The following is a 20,701-nucleotide window of genomic DNA, read 5'->3' as shown; positions in this document are numbered from 1 at the left end:
CGTTGTACTAAGGCCACGATGACGGCCGAAACCATAACGATGGAAGCCCCGACAGCGACGAACCACCGGTTCAGCGTGATGCCCTTCGTCGAACTGGTCGTGCTCATCGTCGCGATCGCGATCGCGGTGGGGAGTTATTTCCTGCTCAAGTCCAGTGGGACGCCACAAAACATCCTGACGCCGCCGGTCGTCGCCTTCCTGCTGGTCTCCAACCTGCTGCCCGGAATCGCGTTGCTGGTGCTGCTGGGCCGGCGCATTGCGGTGCGGCGCGCGGCACGATCGCCGATCGGTGGCAGGGCCAGGCTGCACGTCCAACTCGTCGCGATGTTCTCGCTGATCGCCGCCGTGCCGACCTTGCTGGTGGTGATCTTCGCCTCCTTGCTGTTCCAGTACGGCGTCGAATTCTGGTCGTCGCAGCGCACCGCCGCCTTGGTCGGCAACGCCCGGTCGCTGGTGCAGGAGAATTTCCAGCGCGAGGTGGAGCGCGTCGAGGGCAATGCGATCGCGATGGGGCCGGATCTGGTCGGCTATCTCCAGACCATCCCGATCGATGCCAAGCGTTTCCAGGAATTGCTGTTCCTTCAGACCTATAATCGCGAACTTTCCGAAGCTATGATCGTCCGCAAGGGCGAGGCCAACCCGTTGATCGTGCTCAACCCGTACGGCCGATCGACCGAGAACATCATCAGCCGCGCGGTGATGGACCGGCTGGATCGCGGTGAGCAGGTCGTGCCGATCACCGACAACAAGCGAGTCGGCGCGGCGGTGAAACTGGCGTTCGGCAAGGATACGTACCTCTACACTTCGCGACTGATCGAGGATCGGCTGGCGGTACAGCTCAAGCGCGGCGACGCGATCATCGCCGATTACAGCGCGTTGCAGACCCGCTCGCGTGCGCTGCAGCTTCGCTTCAATGCGGCGCTGATGGTCGTGTCGCTGCTCATCGTTGGCATAGCGGTGTGGATTGCGTTGGTCGTCGCCGATCGGCTGGTGCGGCCGGTCGGCGAGTTGGTCGCGGCGGCGCACAAGGTGGCCTCGGGCGATCTTACCGCGCGTGTGCCCCGCCCGGGCACGAACGACGAGTTCGGCACGCTGGCCAACGCCTTCAACGTGATGACCGACCGGTTGCAGGCGCAGACCGGCGCGCTTGAAAGCCGCCGGGCGCTGATCGAGGCGGTGATGTCCGGGGTCAGCGCGGGAGTCGTCTCGATCGCCGGCGATGGCACGATCCGGCTGATCAACCGGTCTGCGGCGGAATTGCTCAACACCGGCGAGGATAGCCCTGTAGGACGCCAACTGGCCGATATCGCCCCCGAACTCGCCGCGTTGATCGATACCGATCAGCGCGATGCGATCGTCGAGGTCGATGCGCATGGCGAGGCACGCACGCTGGCGGTGCGCATCGCCCGCGCCGCCGCCGGGCCGATCCTCACCTTCGACGACATCACCCAGCAATTGCTCGATCAGCGCCGCGCCGCCTGGTCGGACGTCGCGCGCCGCATCGCGCACGAGATCAAGAACCCGCTGACCCCGATCCAGCTCGCCGCCGAACGCTTGCAGCGCCGCTACGGCAAGCAGATCGTCAACGACGACGGTACGTTCGCTCGCCTGACCGAGACGATCATTCGCCAGGTCGGCGATCTGCGCCGCATGGTCGACGAATTCTCGTCCTTCGCGCGCATGCCCAAGCCGCTGTTCAAGCGCGAATCGCTGGTGGACATCGCCCGCCAGGCGCAGTTCCTGCACGAGGTCGCGCATCCCGGCGTTCGGGTCGCGCTGGAGCACGATCGCAAAGCGATCGATCTGGTATGCGATCGGCGTCAGATCGGGCAGGCGCTGACCAATATCGTCAAGAACGCGATCGAGGCGATCGAGGCCAGGGACGCCGAGGATGGCGAGGTCATCATGACCCTGTCCGGCGATCCGGCGCGGCAGGTGACCGTGGAGATTTCCGACAATGGCGTCGGCCTGCCCGCCGCGCGCGACCGCATCGTCGAACCCTATATGACGACGCGGGCGCGCGGTACCGGGCTAGGACTCGCGATCGTCAACAAGATCGTCGAGGAGCATTGCGGCACGATGACCTTCGCCGACCGCGAGGGCGGTGGCACCCTCGTTACGATGCGGTTCGATGCCGCCGCGCTCGCCCGGCTCGACACCGGCAGCGACGCCGAAGACGAAGACGATGTCGGCCGTCGCCCCTCAGACCTCAAGATACGGACATAAATCATGGCGCTCGACATCCTCATCGTCGATGACGAACGCGATATCCGGGAACTCGTATCGGGTGTCCTGGAAGACGAAGGCTATGATGCGCGCACTGCCGCCGACAGCGACGCCGCGCTGGAGGCAATCGCCGCCCGGCGTCCGTCGCTCGTGTTGCTCGACGTTTGGCTGAAAGACTCGAAACTCGACGGGCTGGATCTGCTCGACGAGATGAAGCGCCGCGATCCGTCGATTCCCGTGCTGGTCATCTCCGGGCACGGCAATCTCGATACCGCCGTCGCCGCGATCCGGCGCGGTGCGGTGGATTTCATCGAGAAGCCGTTCGAAGCCGAACGCCTGCTGCTGATGGTCGCGCGGGCGACCGAGACCGAGCGGTTGCGCCGCGAAGTGGCGACGTTGCGCGCCTCTGTCGGCCGCGACGACGATCTGACCGGCAATTCGACGGCGATCAACGGCGTGCGCGCGACCTTGAAGCGCGTCGCCTCGACCGGCAGCCGGGTGCTGGTGATGGGCGGGGCGGGGGTCGGCAAGGAGGTCGCCGCGCGGCTGCTCCATGGCTGGAGCCAGCGCACCGACGCGCCCTTCGTGATCGTCAGCGCCGCGCGCATGACGCCCGAGCGGGTCGAGGAGGAATTGTTCGGCGTCGAGGAAAGCGGCGGCCTCGTCCGCCCCGGGCTGCTCGAACAGGCGCATGGCGGCACCCTGTTTCTGGACGAGATCGCCGACATGCCGATCACCACGCAGGCGCGGATCCTGCGCGTGCTGACCGACCAGAGCTTTACGCGCGTCGGCGGGCAGCGCGTGGTAAAGGTGGACGTGCGCGTCGTCTCGGCCACGGCGCGCGATCTGATGCAGGAGATCGCCGAAGGCCGGTTTCGCGAAGATCTCTATTACCGCCTCAACGTCGTGCCGGTGCTGATCCCCGGTCTGTCCGAGCGGCGCGAGGATATCCCGGCGCTGGTGATGCATTTCATGGCGCATTACGCCAACGAACGCCGGGTGCCGACACCGGAAATTGCGCCGGATGCGATGGTCGCGCTGCAAAGTTACGAATGGCCGGGCAACGTCCGCCAGCTTCGCAACGTCGTCGAGCGCACGATCATCATGGCGCCGGGCGACCGGATCGGGCGGATCGACCTCGATCTGCTGCCGGCGGAGGTGCTCGGCGATCCGGGCGAGATGGGCGGGGGCAGCAACGCGATCATGGGTTCGCCCCTCAGGGAGGCGCGCGAGACGTTCGAGCGGGAATATCTGCGTGTGCAGATCCGGCGCTTCTCCGGCAACATCTCGCGCACGGCGCACTTCATCGGCATGGAACGTTCCGCGTTGCACCGGAAGTTGAAGCTGCTGGGGATCACGGAAACACGTGAGGATTAGCACCTGCCGTCCTCCCAGTGCAGGCTGGGACTTCAAGACGCAGGCAGACCGAACGCCCGCTGGGAACCCGTCCAGCGTCGGGGTGACGGACGAAGCGGCGACGAATAGTCTGCTGACCGGTAGACGTTGGCGCGCGGCATCCCTAGATTGCACCCGTACGGCAACGCACCCGTGCAATCCGACGCCGGGAAACGGCGCAAAGCGGGAAATTCCCGCCAAGAACAAGGATCGACCGATGGCCGACAAGCAGACTTCCCTTCAGGACCTGTTTTTAAACGCGCTCCGCCGCTCGAAGACGCCGGTGACGATGTTTCTCGTCAAGGGCGTGAAATTGCAGGGAATTGTCACCTGGTTCGACAATTTCTCTGTGCTGTTGCGTCGCGACGGGCAGAGCCAGCTGATCTACAAACACGCGATTTCCACGATCATGCCGTCGGGCAGCGTCGATGTCGCCGCGATCGTCAATGCCGTCGGCGAGGCGCAGAAGCGCGCGCCGCTGTTGCAGGAAATCTTTCTCAACGCCGTGCGCAAGTCCGAAGACAGCGTAACGATGTTCCTGGTCAACGGCGTGATGCTGCAGGGGCAGATCGCCGCATTCGACCTGTTCTGCATGCTGCTCCAGCGCGACGGCATGTCGCAGCTCGTGTACAAGCATGCCGTCTCGACGATCCAGCCGGCACATCCGCTCAATCTCGCCGATGAGCAGGCGGATGGCGACGACGATTGAGCACCACGGGTTTCGAACGGGATAAGGATGAGTTCGCTCGCGGCGCACGATGCGTCGTGGTGTTTCCGGAACATGGCATCTCATCGCGCGACGTGGCGGCCAGGCTCGAAGAAACGGCTGGGCTCGCCATGGCGATCGGCGTCGTGGTGGCGGACAAGGTTTCCTACCGCGTGCGCGCCGCGCGCCCCGCGACCCTGATCGGCAGCGGGCAGGTCGAGATGCTCGCCGCCACGGTGCGGATGGAGGAGGCCGACCTCGTCGTGTTCGACGCCGCGCTGACGCCGGTGCAGCAGCGCAATCTCGAAAAGGAACTCGGTGCCAAGGTGATCGACCGGACGGGTCTGATCCTCGAAATCTTCGGCGAACGCGCCGCGACCGCCGAGGGTCGGTTGCAAGTCGAACTCGCGCATCTCGATTATCAGGCCGGTCGCCTCGTGCGCAGCTGGACCCATCTCGAACGCCAGCGCGGCGGCTTCGGCTTTCTCGGCGGCCCGGGCGAAACCCAGATCGAGGCCGACCGGCGCCTGATCCGCGACCGCATGGCGCGACTGAAGAAGGAACTAGAGCAGGTCAGCCGCACGCGCGGGCTGCACCGCGACCGGCGGCAACGCGCGCCATGGCCGGTGATCGCCTTGGTTGGTTATACTAATGCCGGAAAATCCACGCTTTTCAATCGCCTGACCGGTGCCGACGTCATGGCGGAAGACCTGCTTTTCGCCACGCTCGACCCGACGCTGCGCCAGATCAGCCTGCCGGGCGTGGACAAGGCGATCCTGTCCGACACGGTCGGGTTCGTGTCCGAACTGCCGACGCAGTTAGTCGCCGCGTTCAAGGCGACGCTCGAGGAGGTGATCTCCGCCGATCTGCTGATCCACGTGCGCGACATCGCGCATCCCGACACGATGGCACAGCGCGACGACGTCGAAGCGGTGCTGCGCGACATCGGTGTGGACGATACCACGCCGCGGATCGAGGCGTGGAACAAGCTCGATCTGCTGGACGAGAACGACCGCGTCGAATTGCTTGGCGAGGCGGAACGGCGCGAGGATGTCGTGGCGATCTCGGCGTTGAGCGGGGAAGGGGTCGCGGTCCTGCTCCACACGATCGCATCATTGTTGACCGCAGGCCATCGCCGCTACGCGATCACGCTCGACGCCGGCGACGGCGCAGGCGCGGCCTGGCTCCACGCCCATGGCGAAGTGCTGGCGCAGGACGTGGCGGGCGATACCGCGTCCTACGACGTACGGATGGCGCCCCGCGATTACGAACGGTTCCTGCAACGCGGTGAATGATTTGCGGGCCGATCCCGATCTGGTCGCGGCCTGGGTCCGCGGCCGGTCGATCGCCAGGAGCCAACCAGAACCGACATCCTATCACGACGGCTGGTGCGCAGAGATCGGCAGCGACACGGAGCTTCGACGCTATGTCTTCGCCGGGGCATCCGACACTGTGGCCAAGCTGGCGCGAACGATCGATCGGCCACGGATATTTCTCAAGGCGTGCATCGAGGACCGGGCGCTCGCGGCGTTACTTCCACCACAATGGCGGATCGGCGATCCAAGTTGGATGATGACCGGGCCGGCGGCAATCGCGGTGCCACACCTGCCACCCGGTTACACGATAATTGTCCGGCGGGGGACCGGCATGATCGAGGTGCGGATCGAAACGGCTGACGGCCTGCTGGCCGCCAGTGGGTATGGCGCCGAGACGGACGGTGCTTTCGTCTACGATCGCATCGTAACCCAGCCTGGGCATCAGCGTCGCGGGCTCGGCGGACTGGTGATGGGCACGCTCGCTGCGGAACGGCGATCACCGGCATCTGAGAACGTGCTGGTCGCGACCGATCAGGGTAGGGCGCTGTATCTCGCTTTGGGGTGGAAGGACCACGCGTCCTACGCGTCGGCGGTCATTCCCGATCCGGCTGCTTGACCGAAACCCACAGCGCCTCCTTTTTCTCAAGCGGCAAGGCTGAGAAACGGTCGCCAGCTCTCGCTTCCATCGCCTTGAACCGCAATTCGAATTTCGCGTTCGCCCCGCGCAATGCGGCCTCGGGATCGATCCCCAGATGTCGCGCCCAGTTGACCACCGAAAAGAGCAGGTCGCCGACCTCACCCTCTTGCTCGGCAGCCGTGGCCGCGTCAATCTCGGCGATCTCCTCAAACAGCTTGGCGCGCGCGCCGCTGGCATCGGGCCAGTCGAAACCGGTGCGCGCGGCGCGTTTTTGCAGCTTTTCGGCGCGAAGCAGGGCGGGCAGACCGATCGCCACGCCGTCCAGCGCCCCGACCGGAGAGTCGGGCTTACCCTTGGCCGCGCGTTCCTCCGCTTTGATCTTTTCCCATTGATGATGGCCGCCATTCGCTGCGTTGCCGAAGATGTGCGGATGGCGGCGCTCCATCTTGTCGCAGATGGCCGCCGCGACATCCTCCAGCGCGAAGAGGCCGGCTTCCTCGGCCATGCGGCTGTGGAAGATCACCTGGAGCAGCAGATCACCGAGTTCGTCCTTGAGATCGCCCAGATCGCCACGCGCGATCGCATCGGCAACCTCATAGGCTTCCTCGATCGTATAGGGCGCGATCGACGCAAAATCCTGCGCACGATCCCATTCGCAGCCCGAAACCGGATCGCGCAACCGCGCCATGATCGCAACCAGCCGCTGGATCTCGGGAAACCGGATTGGATCGGAAGGGGGAACGGAGCCGGAGGAGCCCCCTGTCGCTTCAACCATCTAAAAGTCCGATAATATACATTATGTTAAATCTGCTGACGTTTCGCGTGTGGGTTCAATTATCCGATCCCTTCGGCTCCAAAACCAGCATTTCCCCCTCGACCCGCCAGGATTTGAGCCGCGACAGGAAATTCATTCCGATCACGTCGGTGTCGCTGAATGCCGGCGATACCACCGCCGGCAGATCGATCGCCTGAATGCCGCCGATGTCGAGCTTGGCGATCGTCGCGTGTTTCGCGGTGACCGGGCCGTTGGCGGTATCGAGCACCGCCGGCATGATGCTCTCGCTCAAATCCAGGCCCGCCGCTTCCGCCGTGGCGGACGACAAGGCCGTCGTGGTCGCGCCGCTATCGACCAGCATACGCCGCGCAACGCCGTTGACCGACACCGCCGCCCAGAAATGCCCGTCCTGCGCCATGCGGATCCGCACCGTCGATCCGGACACGGATTGGTCGCTGATGCCCAGCGTATCCGCGATCGGCTGCAGCATGGGCGCAACGCGACCCCAATTGCCGACGATGACGATCAGCACGCCGAAGATCGCCACCCAGGCCAGAACCATCTTCATGACGCTACCGATCGGCAAGCGCCGTGCCATCAGCGCCGACACGGGCAGGATCAACATGAGCGCCAGATACGCGACGTCGGCACCCCGGTCGCTCATGCCGTCAATTCCAAGCCGTCATACCCAGGCTCCACCCCGTCGGGCAACTCCGCCACAAGCGCGGCATAGTCCATCGAATGGTCCATATGGATCAACGCCGACCTGCCTGGTCGCAGCTCCCTGATCCAATCCAACACTGCCGAGAGTTCGGGATGGGACGGGTGAGGAGACCTGCGCAGGGCGTCGACGATCCAGATGTCCAGATCCTGATACAGGGCTCGCATATCATCGGTTAAGATATTGAAATCGGTGGCATAACCGATCGACTTGCCGGCGCATGCAAAGCGCAGGCCGGCGGAATGGATATTGCCGTGCGGCTGATCGACGACGCTTAGCCGGATATCCCCGATCTGCAATTCATCGGGCAACACCTCGCCGGCGACGGTCGGCGGATAGCCCGTGCGCCCGCTGAACGCATAAGCGAACCGCGCGGTCAGATGATCGAGCGTCTCCGCCCGCGCCAATCCGCGCACCGGCACGCCCTTCGCATGATACACTTGCCGCAGATCGTCGATGCCGTGGCAATGATCGGCGTGATCGTGCGTCCAGATCACCGCATCGACATCGGACACGTCGGCGGCAAGCAGCTGTTCGCGCATGTCCGGGCTGGTATCGACCAGGATGCGCGTGGTCGCCGACTCGACGAGAATCGAAGCCCGTGTGCGGCGGTTGCGCGGGTTCGTCGGATCGCACACGCCCCAATCATTGCCGATACGGGGAACGCCCGACGAGGTGCCGGAGCCGAGGATGCGAACCTTCACGCGACAGCCTTCATGCGGCCGTCTTGGCGAAGAGCGTGTGGAAATTCCGCGCGGTCGCCTCGGTCAGTCGCTCGACGCTCTCGCCCCGCAAATCCGCCAGAAACTTGGCAGTGTCGGCAACGAACGCCGGCTCGCCGGTTTTGCCCCGGTGCGGCACGGGCGCGAGAAACGGAGCGTCGGTCTCGATCAGCAGCCTTTCAAGCGGCAGGCGTGCGGCGGTTTCCTGCAGATCCCTGGCGTTCTTGAACGTCACGATGCCGGAAATCGAGATGTAGAAGCCGAGGTCGAGCGCGATGTCGGCAAACGCACCGCTGGCGGTGAAACAGTGGATGACGCCGGGATAGGCCCCCTTCCCCATCTCTTCGCGCAGGATCGCCCCCGTATCCTCTTCGGCATCGCGGGTATGGACGACGATCGGCAACTGCGTTTCGCGGCATGCCGCAATGTGCGCCCGGAAACTGATCTGCTGTCGTTCGCGGTCACTATGGTCGTAATAATAATCGAGCCCGCTCTCCCCGATTCCGACCACGCGGGGATGGCGCGCGCGCGCCACCAGCTTGGCGGTATCGATGTGCGCGTGCTTGTCCGCCTCATGTGGATGAATGCCGACCGTGGCCCAGACTTCAGTCTCACGCTCGGCCGTGGCGAGAACATCGTCCCACTCGCTCTCCCGCGTTGCGATATTGAGCATGGCGGTGACGCCACGCGCTCGGGCGCGTTGCAACACGGCCTGCTGATCCTCGGCCAAGCCCTTGTAATTCAGATGACAATGGCTGTCGGCGAGCATCAGGCGGCTTCGGTTGGGAGTTCGAGGCGTGGGAACAGGCCGACCGGCTGATCGATCTTGAAGTCGCTTTCGGCCATCGGCGAATACCAATGCGATCCGATCGCGCTGAAGGTGCGCAGATCCTCGGCGATCCCCATGCGATCAAGCAGAATCTTCGCGCTTGCCGGGATGATCGGGGCGATCGCCACCGTCAGCTGCGCGATGCAGATATACAGCACGGCCAGCACCGTCTCCATCCGGGCAGGATCGGTCTTGCGCAGCGCCCACGGGGCCTGCTCGTCGACATAGGCGTTGCACGCATAGACTGCCTGCATCCACTGCTCGATGCCCTGCGATAGCGCCAGGTCGCCAAAGGCTGTCGGCATCGTACCACGCACTGCCTTGTCGACGACATCGAACAGCGCATCGTCGGCCGGATCGAGGCCATGGATTTCCGGCAACCCGCCGCCGCAATTCTTGAAGATCTGCGACAAGGTACGCTGCGCCAGATTGCCGAAGCTGTTGGCCAGTTCGGCATTCACCCGCGTGACGATGGCGTCTGCGGAATAGCTGCCATCCTGCCCGAAGCTGACTTCGCGGAGCAGGAAATAGCGTAGCGCATCGACGCCGAACGCGTCCGACAATCCGATCGGATCGACGACGTTGCCGATCGACTTCGACATCTTCTCGCCACGGTGGAGCAGGAAGCCGTGACCGAATACGGCCTTGGGCAAAGCCAGCTTCGCGGACATCAGGAACGCCGGCCAGTAAACGGCATGGAATCGCACGATATCCTTGCCGATCAGATGCAGATCGGCGGGCCACCATTTCGCCAGCGCGTCCGCATCGTGGGGATAGCCCGCGCCGGTCAGATAATTGGTCAGCGCATCGACCCAGACATACATGACATGCCCGTCGCTGCCCGGCACCTTGACGCCCCAATCGAAGCTGGTGCGCGAGACCGACAGGTCCATCAAGCCACCCTCGACGAATTTCACCACTTCGTTGCGGCGGCTTTCGGGGCGAATGAAATCGGGGTTGGCCGCGATGTGGTCCAGCAGCGGTTGCTGGTATTTCGACAGGCGGAAGAACCAGCTTTCCTCTGCGGTCCAGTCGACCGGCGTACCCTGGGGCGAGAGCTTGACGCCCCCTTCCCCCTCGGTCAGTTCCTTTTCCTCGTAGAACGCCTCATCGCGGACCGAATACCAGCCTTCGTAGCGGCTGAGATACAGGTCTCCGGTGTCGGCCATCGCTTGCCAGATCGCTTGGCTGGCCCTGTGGTGACCGGGTTCGGTAGTGCGGATGAAACGATCATAACTGATGTTCAGCGCGTCGTTCATCGCACGGAAATAGCCCGACATTTCGTCGGCAAGATCGGAAACGGCAACGCCCTTGTCGCGCGCGGCCTGGACCATCTTCAGGCCATGTTCGTCGGTGCCGGTCTGGAACTTCACATCGCGCCCGGCCTGGCGGTGAAAACGGGCGATCGCGTCGGCGGCGATCGCTTCGTAGGCGTGGCCGATATGGGGGCGTCCGTTGGGATAGCTGATCGCGGTGGTGATGTAATAGGGTTCGGCCATGGCGTGGCTCTAGCGCGGTTTTGGGGGGACTGGAACTGCTGCGATAGCAGATTCAACGCGGTGCGAGCGTCGCCACAAATCCAGCCATCTCGAACACCGTCGCCTGCGCATCGAGTGAAAGGCCCCGCGCACTCGCGGCCAGCGACCGTGCCGCATCATAACTGTCGAGCGCGGTTCGCAAGGCCGCCCCCTGCCGGCCCGGGGCGCTGGCGGCGATGAAGGCAGGCGCACGTTCGAGGAAGGCTTCGTATCGTGGTTGGGCGGCCTTCGGGGCGAGCGACTTGGCGAGCTTCGAACGCTGGGCGTTGCTCGGATCGCCGTCGCGGGCGATGGCCGCCATCGCGCTGTCGAGCGCGGCCATGTCCAAGCCGGCAAAGCCCAAAGCCCGACCCGGCGAACCTTGCCCCGCCGCGATCAGGGCGGCGATCTCCGCATTTGGCGCGTTGGGCTGTTGCCCGCGCAGCACCTGTTCCATCGTACGATCATCGAGCGATTCGAAACGCAGCAGACGGCAGCGGGAACGGATCGTGGGCAGCAAACGCCCGGGCGCGTGGCTGATGAGCAGGAAGATCGTGCCCTGCGGCGGCTCCTCCAAATTCTTGAGCAAGGCGTTGGCACCGGCGCGTTCGAGATCGTCGATCGCGTCGATCAGGATCACACGGCGCGAGGACATGCTCGGCGTCACCGCGAACAATGGCTGCAACGCCCGCACTTGGGCGATCGGGATCGAGCGGGCGAGATCCTGACCGGGCTTGTCGGCGTCCTTGGGCGCGCGGGCGAGCTCGCGATAGTCGGGGTGCGATCCGGCGGCGATCAGGTTGCGCGTATAATTGTCGGCCGGGACGTCATAACCCGGCGGCAACGGGGATTTGGCCGCGCCGTCCGCCAGCAACCGCAGGGCCGCGATCCGCGCGAAACTGGCCTTGCCCACGCCTTCCGGCCCGGCGAACAGCCAGGCGTGGTGCAGCGCACCGCTGTCCATCGCCGCGGCGAAGGCGGCGTGCGCCGCCGAGTTGCCCAGCGGCAGGCTCATGACAACAGGTCGGCAAGGCCCGCCAGCAGCGCTTCCGTGACCGCTTCGGCGCTGGCCGACGCGTCGATCAGCCGCACCCGATCCGGCTCGTGCTCGGCATATCCCCGAAAGGCCGACGCGACCGCGCCGTGAAACTCGTCGCCGCGCGCAGCGAAGCGATCCGCCGCCGCGCCGTCCCGCACTTCGGCGCGCGCACGGCCCTGCGCGACCGGTACTTCCAGCACGAAAGTGCGATCGGGCAGCACTCCGCGCGATCCAAAGCCGTGCAGCGCCAGCACCGCGGCGTCGTCGATCCCGCCCGCCACGCCCTGATATGCGCGACTGCTGTCGATGAAACGGTCGCAGATCACCCACACGCCCGCGCCCAATGCCGGCTGGATCGTCTTCTCGACATGATCGGCACGTGCGGCGGCGAACAGCAGCGCCTCGCTATGCGGGCTCCACCGAGCGACCTCACCCGACATCAGCAAGCCCCGGATCGCCTCGGCACCTTCGCTGCCGCCCGGTTCGCGCGTGACCAGCGTCTCGACGCCGCGCGCGGCCAGCGCCTCGGCGAGCCTGCGAACCTGCGTGGATTTGCCCGCTCCCTCGCCGCCTTCGAGCGAGATGAAGCGGCCCCTCACCCGCCGAACAGACCCTTGAGCCCGGCCCAGGCGCGACCGAAGAACCCGGCCTCGCCCACATCGCTCTCGGCGACCAGAGGCAGCGTCTGCGACGGCAGGCCCGGCGAGGTCACGACCAGATCAGCGATATGCTGCCCAGCCTTGATCGGTGCCTTGATCGGCCCGTCATAGACCACGCGGGCCTGCAAAGCCGGCGACGCGCCGGACGGCAACGTCACGGCGAGATCGGTGCCTGCGACAAGGCCGACCGTCGCGGCATTGCCTAATTGCACCTCGGCCGTCTCGACCTTGCGGCCCTTGCGCACGACCGGCTTGGACTGCCAGGCGCGGAAGCCCCAATCCATGAACTTGACCGATTCCTGGATCCGCTGGTTGGCACTGGTCAGCCCGGCCATCACCATCACCAGGCGGCGGCCGTTCTGCATCGCCGACCCGGTGAAGCCGTAGCCGGCTTCGTCGGTGTGCCCGGTCTTCAGGCCATCGGCACCGGCGACGCGGCCGAGCAGCGGATCGCGATTCGCCTGCGTGATGTCCGCCCCTGCCCCCAGCGTCTTGCCCCAGGTGAAATTCGGCAACGAATAGAACTTCTTGTAGAGCGCCGGATGATCCTGGATCGTGGCCGCGGCGAGCTTCGCCAGATCGCGCGCGGTGACATAGGTCACGCCATTGTCGGGCCAGCCGTTCGACGTGCCGAAATGGCTGTTGCTCAGGCCGAGCCGCTTGGCCGCCTCGTTCATCCGATCGGTGAATGCCGCTTCGGTGCCGGAAATCCCCTCGGCCAGCACGACGCAGGCGTCGTTGCCGGAGAGCGTGACGATCCCCTTCAGGAGATTTTCGACGCTGACATTCTCGCCGGTCGACAGGAACATCGTCGAGCCCGCGGCCGGGCCATGCCATTTCTGCCACGTCTCCGGGCGCACCGGGAAGGTCTGGCCGAGTTTCAGCTCGCCTTTCTTGAGCATGTCAAAGGCGACGTAGACCGTCATCATCTTGGCCATCGAGGCCGGCGGCATGCGACGATCGGCGTCCTTGGAGAACAACACCGCGCCGGTCGTCAGGTCGGTCAGATAGGCGACCGGGGCCGGCGTCGGGAAATCGGGTGCCGCCGCGATGCCCGCGCTGGCGAAGAGCAAGGCCGGCGTCAGGACGCTGGCAGCCAGGAGTTTCTTGATCGGCAGATTCTTCATCGACAGTCCGTGACGCTTAAGGGTGAACTCAGTTCGTTTGCACGATACGAGCATCCCCATAGCCCTGCCGGGCGACGCCGTCACGCGCGGCTTTCGCCGAAGCGGTATTTGCATACGGCCCGATCTGTATGCGGTAGATCGCCCCGACGCGCTGCACGCGCCCGTTGAGCCGGGTGGCGAGCGCCTTGGCTTTCGATTCGTTGGACAACGCCGCAACCTGCACGAAGATGCCCGAAGTGGAGATCGGAGCCGGTATGGGCTGTGGTTCGGGGCGTGCCGGTGGCATGTCCGTCATCGGAAGGGGCCTTCGGGCCGGACGCGGCTTCGGCGCAGGGATGGACGCAGCGGCCGGTCGTGCAATCGGCATGGCCCGTAGCGGCAATTTCCGGCGCAACGCCGTCAGCAGGGATTGCGGCGCATCGATTCGCGGCGAGGCTGGATGACCCGAACGGAGCGCCATCAGGTCGGGTGGAGTCGCATTCACCAGACGGACGCGCACCGGAGCGGCGGCGGTCACGCCGAGTAATTGTGCCGCGCCGCGCGACAGATCGATTTCCAGATCACGCTGGCCCGGCCCGCGATCGTTGACCAGCGCGAGGATCGTGCGGCCGGTATCCAGTGCGGTCACCTCGACGATCGACCCCAGCGGCAGCGTGCGATGCGCGACGGTGATCGCATTTGCGTCGAACGGCTGACCGGATGCGGTGTTGCTGCCCTGCATTTCTTCGCCATACCAGGTGGCGTAGCCGACCGTGTCGTAGCGCTGCGCCTCGCCCGAAGTGCCGCGCGGGCCGGTGCTGGCGGCGACCGCCGGGGGCATGTCGGTCGGTTGGGATTGGCCATCCGGTACGGGCGCTGGCGGCGGTGCGTCATAACCGGCGCCGGTGCGCGGCGGGTGTGCCTGTCGACGGGCCGGTTCGGGTGCGAAATCTTGTGCGGGAACACCGGGTTCGGGCGGGTAATCCCCCTGCAGCACATGGCCCGCTCGGTCCAATTCGGGTGCCGAGGCGGGCGGCGCATCGCGAAGACCGGCGGGCGCGTTCGCTATACGCGGTACGTCGGCGAATACCGCCCCACCGCACCCGGCGAGAACCATGGTGAAACCTAGAAAGATCTTAGTGTTCGACAGCATCCGCGAGCAGCCCGACTGAAAGTGCGTAAAAGTTCGAGCAATTGTAATCGAGGATGACCCGATAATTTCCGGTTAGCAGGTATGCGGTTTTTCCCGGGCCATCGGGTTCGAGCAACGTCGCCAGCACGCGATCGTCCGGCCAGGTACGCGTCTGCGGGCTGATCCCCAATGCACGCCACTCGCCGATCGTCTTCCAGCCGCTATGCCGTGCGAACACCCGTTCGCAGCGGGGCGAGATCAGCCGGTTGGCGATGCCGGACCGATCGAACTGGGCGGGCACGGTCACGGCCAGGCCCCAGGGCTGGCCGCGGCGCCATCCGGCGTTGGTGAAATAATTGCCGATCGAGGCCAGGGTGTCGGCCGGGCTGGTCCAGATATCCGCCCGCCCGTCGCCGTCGCCGTCGCGCGACAGGCGCAGATAGACCGAGGGCAGGAATTGCGGCCCGCCGGTCGCTCCGGCCCAACTACCCTTCAACTGCGATACCGGCACGCCGCGATCGACCATCTGCATCGCGGCGATGAATTCGTCCGCGAACAACTGCCGCCGCCGCCCTTCATAGGCGAGCGAGGCGAGAGCGCGCGGCAGATCGAAGCCGCCCATCACCACGCCGTAGCTCGTCTCATGCCCCCAGATCGCGACCATCACCGATTCGGGCACGCCCGTCTGATCCTCGATTCTTTGCAGCCGCCAGCGTTGCGACTGATAGGCGCTCCGCCCGCGCGCGATTATCGCCGCGCCGACATGCTGGGCCTGATACGGTGCGAAATTGGGCACGGCTGCGTTGGGGCTGGCACCGGGCTGCGCGCGATCCAGTTCGATCACGCGGGTGTTGAGCGTCAGCGTCGGCAAGACCATATCGAGCGTGCGCGCGCTGACGCCCTTGGCGATGGCCTGAGCACGGAGCTGGACGAGATACGCCTGAAAGCCCGCTTCGTCCTGTGCCGCCGCCGGCCCGCCGCTGAAAACGAAGGCCGCCGCAGCCATCGCCGCGCCGACCCAGAACTTCTTTCTAAACCGTCCCCACATACCGCGACCTTGCCACACCGTGTCGGCGACATGAACCCCCGATGGTCGCAGTGCTTGCACAAAGCGGCGCAGGGCGATTATGCGGACGGTGCCGGAAGGGTGGCAGAGTGGTCGATTGCAGCGGTCTTGAAAACCGCCGATGCGCAAGTATCCGTGGGTTCGAATCCCACCCCTTCCGCCAGATCCGTCAGGTGACGGGCGTCGCCAAGGCCGTCAGTTCGTCGAAGGCGTGGGTGTCGAGCGGGTGGCCGAAACGGCAGCCGGCCTCGAAATCGTCGGCCCACATCACCGTGGCCGCGACCTGCCCGATCAACGGCAAGGTCAGCCAGATCGTGTCGCCCTTGCGCATCGCCGAATAGGTCTGGAGCCGTGCGCCGTGGATCGTGAGATCGGTGACCTTGCACAAGGTGCGATAAAAACCGCCGCGACCGACGCGCGCGTTGATCGATACCGGAGCGCGCGGGGCACGCCGGTGTCCGGTTACCTCGGCGGATTCGAATTCGGCGGCGAACATGGCTTTCCTCTCGTCGATAACGAGGGAAAGCCTAGTCCTGCGATGCCTAATGCGCCGTTAAGAACGACGCACCAGGCAGGATATTATTTCTTGCCGAACGAGAGGCCACCAAAGCGCTTGTTGAAGCGCGCAACCTGGCCACCGGTGTCGAGCATCGTGCCACGGCCGCCGGTCCAGGCCGGATGCGCGAGCGGATCGATTTCGAGCGTCATCGTGTCGCCTTCCTTGCCCCAGGTGGAGCGGGTTTCGTACACGGTGCCGTCGGTCATCTGCACCTTGATGGTGTGATAATCGGGGTGAATGTTCTTCTTCATGATCAATCTCCGTCAGTGGCTGGTTTCCGACCAGCCGGGACAAGCGCGGCGCACTACACGCCGCGCCCAAGTAGAGCAAGGTGTTTAAGCCGAGGTGGCTTGACCGGTCAGCCGGCTTTGGGCGGATCCGCGATCATCGCCATGAACTTCGCCTCGGCGGCGAGCTTCCCGTCGATCAGCGCGCGACCGGCGAATTTGGTACTGCGCGAGCTTTTCTGCACGATCTCGACCTCAAGGCGCAGCAACACGCCGGGTTCGACCGGCTTGCGAAACTTCACTTCGTCGATCGACATGAAATAGACGAGCTTGCCGGTACCGGCGAGCCCGAGCGATTCCAGCGCGAGGATGCCTGCGGCCTGCGCCATCGCCTCGACGATGAGTACGCCGGGCATGATCGGCCGTCCAGGGAAATGCCCCTGGAAGAACTGCTCGTTGATCGTCACCGCCTTGATCGCCACGATCGACCGGTCGAGGATCACTTCCTCGACACGATCGACCAACAGCATCGGATAACGATGCGGCAGAGCCGCCATGATCCGCCCGATATCGAGCGGACCAAGCGTCACCGCCTCCGCAGCCTGGACTGCGTCTTCACTCACCGCGTGGTCGGCTTCTTGGCCGGAGCGGTCGTCGCGGCCGGAGCAGCCTGCGCGGCACCAGCCTGGCCCGGCTGCCAGTTCGCCGGTGGCGTGGTGCTGACGCTCGGCACGACCGTGTCGAGTTCGGCAGTGATCGCCGGGGTCAGGTCCGCCGCCGGCTGGGCGAAGATCACCGCATCCGGACGAACGATCAGTTGAACGCTACGCTTGGAAACGACCGACTGCAGCGCAGCTTCGTACTTCATCGCGATCTGCTCGGCGGCATATTGCTGCGCGCGTGCGGCCGGTGCCTCTAGGCGGCTGACTTCCTGCTGGACCGCGGCCTGCTTCTGCTGGATCGCGGCGATCTCGGGACGCTTGGCAGCCTGAGCGGCTTCCAGTTCCTGCTGGCTGACCTGGCCGTTCTTGTCGGTATCGAGAGCAAGCGCGAGCGCCTCGATTTCCTTCTGGACGGCGGCGCGGCGTGCGGTGGATTGATCGAGCTGAGTCTTGTAGGTGGTCTTGATCTGCGCGACCGCGGCGCCGAACGCCTTGGTGTTGGCGATCGCCCCCTGCGGATCGGCGACCGCGACCGCCTGAGCATTGGCCTGGGCCGCGCCGAGCGTCGCGGCGGGGGCCGCGAGAATGGCGATCAGCAGCATCTTTGTGTTCGTGTTCATCAGAAACTTGTCCCTACGTTGAATGTTACGAGTTTGGTGTCGTCGCCCTTGTCCTTGACGAGGGCATAGGCCACGTCGATGCGCAGCGGCCCGAACGGCGAGGTCCAGTTGACGCCGGCACCGATCGAGATGCGGGGCTTGGCCGAGTTGCCGACGAAGCGCTCGAGGAACGGCGAGATCGTCGAACCCTGAGGCGTATTGGGAATGATGCCATTGCACGCGCCGCTGGCGTCGGGAAGACCCGCGCGGCAGGAGGTCGACACCAGACCGCCGTCAGCCTGCGTGAAGTAATAGAGCTGATTGCCGGCCGTATCCAGCACCGGAACGAACGCCGATCCGATCGTCGTCACGCCATTGGCGTCGGTGGACTGAGTGAAGCAATTGAGGGTTGCCCCGTTCGTGCAGGTGCTGATCGTCGGGAGCGGCTTGGTCACGCCGAACAGGGCACCGGCCTGCACGTAGATCGACGGCCGCAGACCCAGTTCGCGCGCACCGGCACCGAGCGGGATTTCGAGTTCGAGACGACCGGAATAATAAGCCCGGCCGCCGAGCGCATCGTCGACGATGCTGTTCTTGTCGGTGGTCAGCGTCTGTACGCCATTCGAATCGGTGACGTAGGGCACGCGCTGGACGCGCGGGCCGACACCGCGAATGTCGAAGCCGCGGAATTCCGGCTCGCCGAGATAGAAGCGATCGGTGATGCGGACCTTGTCGATGCCGGGCCCGCGACTGCCTTCGAGCGACTTGATATAGCCGCCTTCCGCCGTGGCCGACGCGATGAAGCCCCCGCCAATCCCCCAATATTTCGAGGCATCGAACTTGGTGCGGATATATTTCACGTCACCGCCGAGGCCGGCGAAATCCTGGCTGAAGATGAAGCGATGCCCGGCGCTCGGGCGCAGTCGGCTGTTCAGGCTGTCATAGACCAGCGAGTAGCCGACCGACGATGTCGCACGGTTGCCGATCGAGTCGCACAGATAGCGCCCGGCCTTGATCGGGTCGCAGACGCCGTTGGAATAATAGGTACTCTGATCCAGCGTGACGTTGTCGAAGCTGAGACCGTAGCGACCGGACAGCGACCAATATTCGGTCAGCGGCACGCCGGTGCGGATCTGGAAACCGGTGGAAACCTGTTGATAGGTCGTGTTGCGGTCGCCGCTCGCGGTCAGATTGAACGAATTGTAGTCGCGCCGGAAGATGTCGCCGCCGATCGCGATATTCTTGTCGAACAGATACGGCTCGGTAAAGCCGAGTTCGACGGACTTGGAATAGCTCGAATAATTGACGCTGGCGCGCAGTTCCTGGCCCTTGCCGCGGAAATTGCGCTGCTTGATCGAGGCCTGGACGATGAAGCTCTCCAAGCTCGAGAAGCCCGCCGACAATTGCAGTTCGCCGGTCGACTTTTCCTCCACGTCGGCGGTCAGCACCACACGATCGGGTGCTGACCCCGGATTCTGCTTCAGCTCGAACTTGTCCTGGAAATAGCCCAGCGAGTTGATGCGATCGGTCGACCGCTTGACCTGGAAGCTGTTGAACGCATCGCCTTCCGCCAAACGGATTTCCCGGCGGATGACCTTGTCCTGCGTATTGGTGTTGCCGTTGATCTCGACCCGCTCGACATAGGAGCGCTTGGCTTCGGCGATGTTGAAGTTCATCGACATCGTGAGCGTTTCACGGTCGCGGTTGAACTCCGGATTCACTTCGGTGAAGGCGTAGCCGAACAGACCGGCAGTCTCGCTCAGCTGATCGACCGAATTCTCGACCTTCTTCGCGTCGTACCAGTCGCCCTTCTTGATCGTCAGACCCTCGGCCAGCTTCTTGTTGTCGAAATCGCGGATCGAACTGTCGACCGTGACGTCGCCGAATTTATAGCGCGGGCCTTCCTCCACCACATAGGTGATGATGAAGTCCTTCTTGTCCGGCGTCAGTTCCGCCACGGCGGAGGTGACGCGGAAATCGGCATAGCCCTCGGTCAGGTAGAACTGACGCAGCTTCTGCTGGTCGTACGCCATCCGGTCCTGATCATAGCTGGTGTTCGAGCTGAGCAGGGTCAGCAGGCGCGCCTGCTTGGTCGCCATCTGCTCGCGCAGCTTGCTATCCTTGAACACCTCGTTGCCGATGATGTTGATCGCGCGGACCTTCGACTTGGCACCTTCGCTGATCTCGAACACCACATCGACGCGGTTCTGATCGAGCGTGACCATCTTCGGCTGGATCGAGGCGGCGAAGCGGCCCTGGCGACGATACAGCTCGACGATCCGCGCGATATCCTGACGGACGGCGGTCCGCGTGAAGATCTGGCGCGGCGCGAGCTTGATCTCCTTGCGGATCTTGTCTTCTTTCAGGCGCTTGTTGCCTTCCAGGATGACGCGGTTGATCACCGGGTTCTCGCGGATGCGCAGGACAATATCGCCCTTTTCCGCGCCGGCGATCGACACGTCGGCGAAGAAGTCGCTCGCGTAGAGATCCTTGATCGCCTGATCGAGGCTTTCGTTGGTGTACGCCTGGCCGACCCGCAGCTTGGTATAGGACAACACCGTGTCGGGCTCGATGCGCTGCGATCCCTCGACGCGCAGCGACTTGATCGTGCGCGTCACCGGCGCGACGACCGGGGCCGGCGTGACAAGCTGGCGAACCGGGGCGGCCGGTGCCTGCTGCGCACGAGCGGCGATCGGCAGGCTGGACAGCATCGTGCCAGCCAGCAGAGCCGTCGTAGCGCGCACGCCGTATTTCGAAACCTTGATCGCTGTCACTATCCCACCCCAAAAACGGAGAAATTACGCGGGC

The 20,701-nt window shown here is 64.7% G+C and carries 20 protein-coding genes and 1 tRNA gene; 6 read left to right on the top strand and 15 right to left on the bottom strand.

The genetic code is table 11. The features are described 5' to 3' along the window. Positions 1-18 precede the first annotated feature (18 nt). The 5 genes from ASG11_RS11855 to ASG11_RS11835 all read left to right on the top strand — a co-directional run bounded on the left by ASG11_RS11855 (position 19) and on the right by ASG11_RS11835 (position 6,259). Positions 19-2,226, top strand: coding sequence for a sensor histidine kinase (locus ASG11_RS11855; protein WP_055779370.1), 2,208 nt, complete (start codon positions 19-21; stop codon positions 2,224-2,226). 3 nt (positions 2,227-2,229) lie between these two features. After that, complete coding sequence (ntrX, locus tag ASG11_RS11850; protein WP_055779368.1) at positions 2,230-3,603, top strand: nitrogen assimilation response regulator NtrX; 1,374 nt, start codon at positions 2,230-2,232, stop codon at positions 3,601-3,603. A 208-nt stretch (positions 3,604-3,811) separates the two neighbouring features. Continuing rightward, entirely contained in the window at positions 3,812-4,330 is a 519-nt protein-coding gene (hfq, locus tag ASG11_RS11845) for an RNA chaperone Hfq (protein ID WP_269083394.1), read from the top strand. Next, the gene (hflX, locus tag ASG11_RS11840; RefSeq protein WP_055779362.1) at positions 4,327-5,622 is read left to right on the top strand and encodes a GTPase HflX; all 1,296 of its coding nucleotides are present in this window, start codon (positions 4,327-4,329) and stop codon (positions 5,620-5,622) included. The genes hfq and hflX overlap by 4 nt, the downstream gene beginning before the upstream one ends. After that, the gene (locus ASG11_RS11835; protein WP_156363749.1) at positions 5,615-6,259 is read left to right on the top strand and encodes a GNAT family N-acetyltransferase; all 645 of its coding nucleotides are present in this window, start codon (positions 5,615-5,617) and stop codon (positions 6,257-6,259) included. Before hflX ends, ASG11_RS11835 begins: the two co-directional genes overlap by 8 nt. Here the strand turns inward: ASG11_RS11835 and mazG are convergent. The 10 genes from mazG to ASG11_RS11785 form a co-directional block, all read right to left on the bottom strand. Beyond that, positions 6,237-6,968, bottom strand: a complete 732-nt coding sequence (gene mazG, locus ASG11_RS11830) for a nucleoside triphosphate pyrophosphohydrolase (protein WP_055779359.1) — start codon at positions 6,966-6,968, stop codon at positions 6,237-6,239. The two genes, ASG11_RS11835 and mazG, sit on opposite strands and share 23 nt — an antisense overlap. A 142-nt stretch (positions 6,969-7,110) precedes the next feature. Then, positions 7,111-7,719, bottom strand: coding sequence for a retropepsin-like aspartic protease family protein (locus tag ASG11_RS11825; protein WP_055779356.1), 609 nt, complete (start codon positions 7,717-7,719; stop codon positions 7,111-7,113). Beyond that, positions 7,716-8,480 carry an MBL fold metallo-hydrolase gene (locus ASG11_RS11820; protein ID WP_055779353.1) on the bottom strand — a complete coding sequence of 255 codons (765 nt, stop codon included), beginning with the start codon at positions 8,478-8,480 and terminating at the stop codon, positions 7,716-7,718. Before ASG11_RS11820 ends, ASG11_RS11825 begins: the two co-directional genes overlap by 4 nt. Before the next feature lie 10 nt (positions 8,481-8,490). Continuing rightward, the gene (locus ASG11_RS11815; RefSeq protein ID WP_055779350.1) at positions 8,491-9,267 is read right to left on the bottom strand and encodes a TatD family hydrolase; all 777 of its coding nucleotides are present in this window, start codon (positions 9,265-9,267) and stop codon (positions 8,491-8,493) included. Then, positions 9,267-10,826, bottom strand: coding sequence for a methionine--tRNA ligase (metG, locus tag ASG11_RS11810; RefSeq protein WP_055779346.1), 1,560 nt, complete (start codon positions 10,824-10,826; stop codon positions 9,267-9,269). Before metG ends, ASG11_RS11815 begins: the two co-directional genes overlap by 1 nt. Positions 10,827-10,878: 52 nt before the next feature. Further along, positions 10,879-11,859 (bottom strand): AAA family ATPase, encoded by a 981-nt coding sequence (locus ASG11_RS11805; protein ID WP_055779343.1) that lies wholly within the window; start codon positions 11,857-11,859, stop codon positions 10,879-10,881. Continuing rightward, entirely contained in the window at positions 11,856-12,482 is a 627-nt protein-coding gene (gene tmk, locus ASG11_RS11800; protein WP_055779340.1) for a dTMP kinase, read from the bottom strand. Before tmk ends, ASG11_RS11805 begins: the two co-directional genes overlap by 4 nt. After that, on the bottom strand, positions 12,479-13,669 hold the full coding sequence (locus ASG11_RS11795; protein WP_055779337.1) for a D-alanyl-D-alanine carboxypeptidase family protein: 1,191 nt from the start codon (positions 13,667-13,669) through the stop codon (positions 12,479-12,481). Before ASG11_RS11795 ends, tmk begins: the two co-directional genes overlap by 4 nt. 28 nt (positions 13,670-13,697) lie before the next feature. Next, positions 13,698-14,765, bottom strand: coding sequence for a septal ring lytic transglycosylase RlpA family protein (locus tag ASG11_RS11790; RefSeq protein WP_168371731.1), 1,068 nt, complete (start codon positions 14,763-14,765; stop codon positions 13,698-13,700). A 19-nt stretch (positions 14,766-14,784) separates the two neighbouring features. Continuing rightward, on the bottom strand, positions 14,785-15,786 hold the full coding sequence (locus ASG11_RS11785; protein WP_055779331.1) for a lytic murein transglycosylase: 1,002 nt from the start codon (positions 15,784-15,786) through the stop codon (positions 14,785-14,787). 135 nt (positions 15,787-15,921) lie between these two features. On the opposite strand from ASG11_RS11785, the gene ASG11_RS11780 reads away from it, so the two are divergent. After that, positions 15,922-16,009, top strand: a tRNA-Ser gene (locus ASG11_RS11780). Between the two features lie 6 nt (positions 16,010-16,015). Here the strand turns inward: ASG11_RS11780 and ASG11_RS11775 are convergent. The 5 genes from ASG11_RS11775 to bamA form a co-directional block, all read right to left on the bottom strand. After that, complete coding sequence (locus ASG11_RS11775; protein ID WP_055779329.1) at positions 16,016-16,342, bottom strand: PilZ domain-containing protein; 327 nt, start codon at positions 16,340-16,342, stop codon at positions 16,016-16,018. A gap of 83 nt (positions 16,343-16,425) precedes the next feature. Then, entirely contained in the window at positions 16,426-16,656 is a 231-nt protein-coding gene (rpmE, locus tag ASG11_RS11770; RefSeq protein ID WP_055779325.1) for a 50S ribosomal protein L31, read from the bottom strand. Between the two features lie 107 nt (positions 16,657-16,763). Next, the gene (gene fabZ / locus ASG11_RS11765; RefSeq protein WP_082472727.1) at positions 16,764-17,255 is read right to left on the bottom strand and encodes a 3-hydroxyacyl-ACP dehydratase FabZ; all 492 of its coding nucleotides are present in this window, start codon (positions 17,253-17,255) and stop codon (positions 16,764-16,766) included. Continuing rightward, positions 17,252-17,914, bottom strand: coding sequence for an OmpH family outer membrane protein (locus ASG11_RS11760; protein WP_055779320.1), 663 nt, complete (start codon positions 17,912-17,914; stop codon positions 17,252-17,254). The genes fabZ and ASG11_RS11760 overlap by 4 nt, the downstream gene beginning before the upstream one ends. Continuing rightward, complete coding sequence (bamA, locus tag ASG11_RS11755) at positions 17,914-20,667, bottom strand: outer membrane protein assembly factor BamA (RefSeq protein WP_443024463.1); 2,754 nt, start codon at positions 20,665-20,667, stop codon at positions 17,914-17,916. Before bamA ends, ASG11_RS11760 begins: the two co-directional genes overlap by 1 nt. Positions 20,668-20,701 lie beyond the last annotated feature (34 nt).

Source organism: Sphingomonas sp. Leaf357 (genome assembly GCF_001423845.1).
Taxonomy (GTDB): domain Bacteria; phylum Pseudomonadota; class Alphaproteobacteria; order Sphingomonadales; family Sphingomonadaceae; genus Sphingomonas.
Note: the sequence above shows the minus strand (reverse complement) of the source record. Positions and strands in the feature narration are given on the sequence as shown.